This window comes from Aeromonas sp. QDB14, assembly GCF_027707845.1.
Taxonomy (GTDB): domain Bacteria; phylum Pseudomonadota; class Gammaproteobacteria; order Enterobacterales; family Aeromonadaceae; genus Aeromonas; species Aeromonas caviae.
In genome coordinates this window covers 1-5,697 of sequence record NZ_JAPCJD010000131.1, presented here as the reverse complement: position 1 = coordinate 5,697, position 5,697 = coordinate 1, and the positions used below count along the sequence as shown (strand labels likewise).

Sequence of the window (5,697 nt, the reverse complement as noted above, 5' to 3'; positions counted from 1 at the left end):
GGGTACCACCAATCAGCAGTTGGCCACCTCTCGCCATTCATCCATGAGTGTCGCACTTATTATCTGAATTCCCGAAATAGGTGGAGGCGGGGATCTGGAAATAGCCGCTATCTGACTCTCTGGTGTGAGAAATAAACGGCCAAGGGTGTGAGTTTTTGGATATGCGGCATGTGTGAACCCGTGACGACATTGCCGCTTCGGTATATTTCCTGTCCCGAAACAGGGAGTGTTTATTTTGCCTGCAAGGTAGAGAGTTTCTGGTTCAGGGACTCAATCTCTTTCTGATATCGGGTAGTGACCGACTGCATCTCTGCCGAGACATTGCGGGATCTTGCCTTGTTCTCCGTGATCTGGGTCATCTCGTTGTTCATCTTCTGCTTTTTGGCCTCGATCTCGGTGCGCAGCGCCTCGGCCTGGCGTTGTTTCTGGCCGTTCGCCAGGCTCTGCTCTATCTCCCGGGTCTGGTTGGCCGCCTGCTCCACCGCCTCGGGGGAGGGGGTATAGACATTGAGTGCCATGGGTTTGGCGTCGCTGCTGCAGGGGATGTCGCTGAAGGTGATCTGCCCATCGCGGGCGCATTGATAGACAGCCGCCTGGACAACGGGGACGGTGGCAAGCCCCAGGCAGGCGAGAGAGATGACCAGCATGCGTGACATAGACTCCTCCTTGAATCCTCTTCCTTGCACACTAGTACATGGCGCAAGGTCAGACAACGGCCTCGTTCCGGGTGTGACATTCCGGTCCTCACGTTGCCTCTCTCTGGTCCATGGCGGGGAGATCTCCTGCGCAATGGGTGTGCCATGGCGGCATAAAGCGACGGATCCCTGCCTGTTTCCCCGTAGTTCAACACATCAGAGCACCATAACGGGCCGCAATGAGGTATCTTATGCCCCGATTTCATCCATCAAACGGATAAGAGACAACACATGATCATCAAACCCAAGGTTCGCGGCTTTATCTGCACCACCACCCACCCGGTCGGTTGTGAAGCCAATGTTCGTCGCCAGATCGCTTACACCCAAGCCAAGGGCGCCATCGAGAATGGCCCCAAGAAGGTGCTGGTGATCGGCGCTTCCACCGGCTATGGTCTGGCCTCCCGCATTGCCGCAGCCTTCGGCAGCGGAGCTGCCACCATCGGTGTCTTCTTCGAAAAGCCGAGCTCCGAGACCAAGACGGGCTCCGCCGGCTGGTACAACTCCGCCGCCTTCGACAAGGCCGCCAAAGAGGTCGGCCTCTACGCCAAGAGCATCAATGGCGATGCCTTCTCCCACGAGTGCCGTGCCAAGGTGATCGAGCTCATCAAGCAGGATCTGGGTCAAATCGATCTGGTGGTCTACTCCCTGGCCTCTCCGGTGCGCAAGCTGCCGGACACCGGCGAAGTGGTGCGCTCCGCCCTCAAACCCATCGGCGAGGTCTACACCTCCACCGCCATCGACACCAACAAGGATCAGATCATCACCGCCACCGTCGAGCCGGCGAATGAGGAAGAGATCCAGAGCACCATCACCGTCATGGGCGGCCAGGACTGGGAGCTGTGGATGGCGGCTCTGCGCGATGCGGGTGTGCTGGCTGACGGCGCCAAGTCCGTGGCCTACTCCTACATCGGTACCGACCTGACCTGGCCCATCTACTGGCATGGCACCCTGGGGCGCGCCAAGGAAGATCTGGACCGCGCCGCCACCGCCATCCGTGGCGATCTGGCTGCCAAGGGGGGGACCGCCCACGTGGCCGTGCTCAAATCCGTGGTGACCCAGGCCTCCTCTGCCATTCCCGTGATGCCGCTCTACATCTCCATGGCCTTCAAGATCATGAAGGAGAAGGGCATTCATGAGGGCTGCATGGAGCAGGTGGACCGCATGATGCGCACCCGCCTGTACGGCGCCGACATGGCGCTGGACGAGCAGGCCCGCATCCGCATGGATGACTGGGAACTGCGTGAAGACGTGCAGCAGACCTGCCGTGATCTCTGGCCCTCCATCACCACCGAGAACCTCAGTGAACTGACCGACTACACCGGCTACAAGCAGGAGTTCCTGCGCCTGTTCGGTTTCGGCCTGGACGAGGTGGACTACGATGCGGACGTGAATCCGGACGTGCAATTCGACGTGGTCGAGCTGTAAGTCGGTCGTCAGCACAGACAGGGCCCTGCGGGGCCCTGTTTTTTTTGCAGCAGACTCAACCTGTTGCCTCAGGTTTATTATCCGCGATCACCTTTTTCCCCGAACAAACCCGCTAGGCTTGCGCTGTCCGGATCACAGACGGCACCGCCGAGGTACGAAAGTCATGACCACAACCCATGAGGCGCCCAAGAAGCGCCAGCTCCCCACGGTTTATACCCTGCTTTTCATCATCATCGCCCTGATGGCGGCCCTCACCTGGGTGCTACCAGCGGGCAAATACAACTATATGACGGCCAAGACCCAGCAGCCGGTGGCCGCGGCGGCCGTGGCCGACTACAGCGGTGACGAGCGACTGCTGCCGGTACCCGGCAGTTACACCGAGCTCCCCTCCCAACCCCAGGGGGTATTCGATGTGCTCAAGGCGCCCATCCAGGGCTTTCACAAGGCGGCGGACGTGGCACTGTTCGTGCTCATCATCGGCGGCTTTCTGGCGGTGACCATGCAAAGCGGGGCGCTCGATGCCGGGGTCGGGGCCATAGTGCGCACCTTCGCCGGGCGCGAGCGGCTGCTCATCCCGGTGCTGATCGCCCTGTTTGCTCTTGGCGGCTCCACCTTCGGCATGGCGGAGGAGACGGTGGCCTTCTGGGCACTCATCGTGCCGGTGATGATGGCGGCGGGCTTCGATCGCATGGTGGCAGCGGGGATCATCCTGCTCGGCTCCGGGGTCGGGGTGCTCGCCTCCACCGTCAATCCGTTTGCCACCGGCATCGCCTCCGGCTTTGCGGGTATCCCCATCGGTGAGGGGATTGGCCTGCGGGTCATCCAGTGGCTGCTGCTGGTGATCTTCGCCTCCTGGTTCGTGATGCGCTACGCCAGGCAGGTGCAGCAGGACAAGTCCCGCTCCGTGCTGGCCGATATCGTCTATGACGACGAGTTCTCCCAGATGAAGAGCGGCAACCTCGCCTTCAGCGGCAAGCAGAAGCTCACCATGCTGGTCTTCTTCGGCACCTTCCTGCTGATGATCTATGCGGTGGTGCCCTGGTCGGATCTGGGCATCGATCTGCTGCCCACCCTGGGCTGGTGGTTCGACGAGCTATCTACCCTCTTCTTCAGCGCCTCCATCCTGATTGCCCTCATCAACCGGATGCCGGAGTCCAACTACGTGGCGACCTTCCTGAACGGGGCGCGGGATCTCATCGGGGTTGCCCTGGTGGTAGCGGTGGCGCGCGGCATCTATGTGGTGATGGAGCACGGCGTCATCATCGACACCATACTGCACTGGGCCGAGGGACTGGTGAGCGGGCTGTCGTCGTCGGTCTTCATCCTGATGGCCTATCTGGTGCACATCATCCTGAGCTTCTTCATTCCCTCCACCTCGGGGCTCGCGACCGTCTCCATGCCGTTGATGGGGCCGCTGGCGGACTTCTCCGGCATCTCGCGGGATCTGGTGATCACCGCCTATCAGTCCGCCTCCGGCTGGATCAACCTGTTCGCCCCCACCGCCGCTCACCTGGTGGCGGGGCTGGCGCTCGCCAGGATCCCCTACGATCGCTTCGTGCGCTGGGTGCTGCCCTTCATCATCGGGGTGGCCCTCATCACCATGGCGGTGCTGGTGGCCGGGGCCCTGCTCCACGGCTGATGGCGCGAATAGAAAACGACAGACAACAAAAAGGCTCCCGAAGGAGCCTTTTTCATGAGCCTTGCTTACTGCTTGTAGCCCTTGAGGAAGCGGGCGAGGCGACCGATGGCCTCTTCCAGCTCCTCTTCCCGGGGCAGGAACACCAGGCGGAAGTGATCCGGCGCCGGCCAGTTGAAGCCGGTGCCCTGCACCAGCAAGAGCTTCTCCTGCTGCAGCAGGTCGAACACCATCTTCTGGTCATCGCGGATGTCATACACCTTGGGGTCGAGGCGCGGGAACATGTAGAGCGCCCCCTTGGGCTTGACGCAGGAGACCCCGGGGATCTCGTTCAAAAGCTCCCAGGCTTTGTCCCGCTGGCGACGCAGGCGGCCCCCCGGCAGGATCAGCTCGTTGATGCTCTGGTAGCCCCCAAGGGCGGTCTGGATGGCGTGCTGCATGGGCACGTTGGCACACAGCCGCATGGAGGCCAGCATCTCCAGTCCCTCGATGTAGCCCTTGGCACGACCCTTGGGACCGGTGATGACCATCCAGCCCTGGCGGAAGCCGCAGGCGCGGTAGGCCTTGGAGAGGCCGTTGAAGGTCACCACCATGACGTCGTCGCACAGGGTGCAGACGCTGGTGTGGGAGATGTCGTCGTAGAGGATCTTGTCGTAAATTTCGTCGGCGAAGATGATGAGGTTGTGCTGACGGGCGATCTCGATCACTTCAAGCAAAAATTCGCTGCCGTAGACGGCGCCGGTCGGGTTGTTGGGGTTGATCAGCACCAGGCCGCGGGTGCGCGGGGTGATGCGGGCGCGGATGTCGTCGAGATCCGGATACCAGTCAGCCCCTTCGTCACAGCGGTAGTGCACCGCATGGCCGCCGGAGAGGGTGACGGCCGCGGTCCAGAGCGGGTAGTCGGGGGAGGGCACCAGCATCTCGTCGCCGTTGTTGAGCAGCGCCTGCATCGCCATCACGATGAGCTCGCTCGCACCGTTGCCGATGTAGATGTCGTCGATGTCGACCTTGCGCATCCCTTTTTGTTGGTAGTACTGCATCACCGCCTTGCGGGCCGAGAACAGCCCCTTGGAGTCGCAGTAGCCCTGGCTCTGGGGCATGTTGAGGATCACATCCTTGATGATCTCCTCCGGTGCTTCGAAGCCAAACGGGGCCGGATTGCCGATGTTGAGCTTGATGATGCGGTGACCTTCGTCTTCGAGACGGCGAGCTTCTTTGTGCACCGGGCCGCGGATGTCATAGCAGACATCGTCGAGCTTGTGCGACTTGTCGATAGTGAACATGGTGAGCGTGATTCCTTCCCCGTGGGGCGCGTTGGCAGAAAAGCTGTTTTTAGTATCAAATTTCTCTGCCCCTATTCTTCACAGAATTGAATGCTAGAACAATCTAATTTATGGAATAAATCCCTGATATTTACCCCTGAAACAGGGTTGTTGAAATGTTAAATTTAGCATGATCGTTTGCCTCTCTTTGGTAGATCAGTGAAAGATGAGGGGTAGCTTCATAAAGCAACATGAGTGTATTGAAATATCTCCCCCATCTGGCACGATTGGCTGGGGTAAAAAAGGCCCCGACCCGTCGGTCTGCCAGGGGAGCACGCAGGCACGGGGGCTCATCTTCCCGCTCTCGAGGTTCACTCATGCAGGCACCCGCCACCGGTCGCTACCGCCATTTCAAGGGGGGCTATTACCAGGTTCTGGCCCTGGCCTTGCACACCGAAACCCAGGAGCAGCTGGTGATCTATCAATCCGAACAGGATGGTCAGGTCTATGCCCGCCCCGTCGCCATGTTCATGGAGTGGATTGAACATCAGGGACAGGTGGTGAGCCGCTTCACGCCGGTGGCCTGAGGCAGGCTTGGCGACATGAAAAAAGGTTCTTCGCGGGATCTTGGGGAAGTGGAAGTTGACAGACAGGGTGCTGGTAAACTGGCTGTCTCCAA

Annotated in this window: 5 protein-coding genes; 3 read left to right on the top strand and 2 right to left on the bottom strand. The window is 60.4% G+C overall.

Going from position 1 to position 5,697, the window contains the following annotated elements; genetic code table 11:
- Positions 1-230: 230 nt before the first annotated feature.
- Entirely contained in the window at positions 231-656 is a 426-nt protein-coding gene (locus PG887_RS21635; RefSeq protein WP_039038680.1) for a DUF4124 domain-containing protein, read from the bottom strand.
- Between the two features lie 270 nt (positions 657-926).
- Here PG887_RS21635 and fabV point away from each other — a divergent pair, with 270 nt between their 5' ends.
- Together fabV and PG887_RS21625 are read left to right on the top strand one after the other, a co-directional pair.
- On the top strand, positions 927-2,120 hold the full coding sequence (gene fabV / locus PG887_RS21630) for an enoyl-ACP reductase FabV (RefSeq protein WP_270822882.1): 1,194 nt from the start codon (positions 927-929) through the stop codon (positions 2,118-2,120).
- A gap of 163 nt (positions 2,121-2,283) precedes the next feature.
- On the top strand, positions 2,284-3,759 hold the full coding sequence (locus PG887_RS21625) for a YfcC family protein (RefSeq protein WP_270822881.1): 1,476 nt from the start codon (positions 2,284-2,286) through the stop codon (positions 3,757-3,759).
- 65 nt (positions 3,760-3,824) lie between these two features.
- Here PG887_RS21625 and PG887_RS21620 read toward each other — a convergent pair whose 3' ends face one another.
- Positions 3,825-5,039 carry a pyridoxal phosphate-dependent aminotransferase gene (locus tag PG887_RS21620; RefSeq protein ID WP_005302243.1) on the bottom strand — a complete coding sequence of 405 codons (1,215 nt, stop codon included), beginning with the start codon at positions 5,037-5,039 and terminating at the stop codon, positions 3,825-3,827.
- A gap of 356 nt (positions 5,040-5,395) precedes the next feature.
- Here PG887_RS21620 and PG887_RS21615 point away from each other — a divergent pair, with 356 nt between their 5' ends.
- A complete protein-coding gene (locus PG887_RS21615; protein WP_010674028.1) occupies positions 5,396-5,605 on the top strand; it encodes a DUF1653 domain-containing protein in 210 nt (69 codons plus the stop codon).
- The last annotated feature ends 92 nt before the right edge of the window (positions 5,606-5,697 follow it).

Excerpts from the sequence above, each read along its gene's own strand:
- PG887_RS21635 (WP_039038680.1), bottom strand. The coding sequence starts at position 656 with ATGTCACGCATGCTGGTCATCTCTCTCGCCTGCCTGGGGCTTGCCACC.
- fabV (WP_270822882.1), top strand. The coding sequence starts at position 927 with ATGATCATCAAACCCAAGGTTCGCGGCTTTATCTGCACCACCACCCAC.
- PG887_RS21625 (WP_270822881.1), top strand. The coding sequence starts at position 2,284 with ATGACCACAACCCATGAGGCGCCCAAGAAGCGCCAGCTCCCCACGGTT.
- PG887_RS21620 (WP_005302243.1), bottom strand. The coding sequence starts at position 5,039 with ATGTTCACTATCGACAAGTCGCACAAGCTCGACGATGTCTGCTATGAC.
- PG887_RS21615 (WP_010674028.1), top strand. The coding sequence starts at position 5,396 with ATGCAGGCACCCGCCACCGGTCGCTACCGCCATTTCAAGGGGGGCTAT.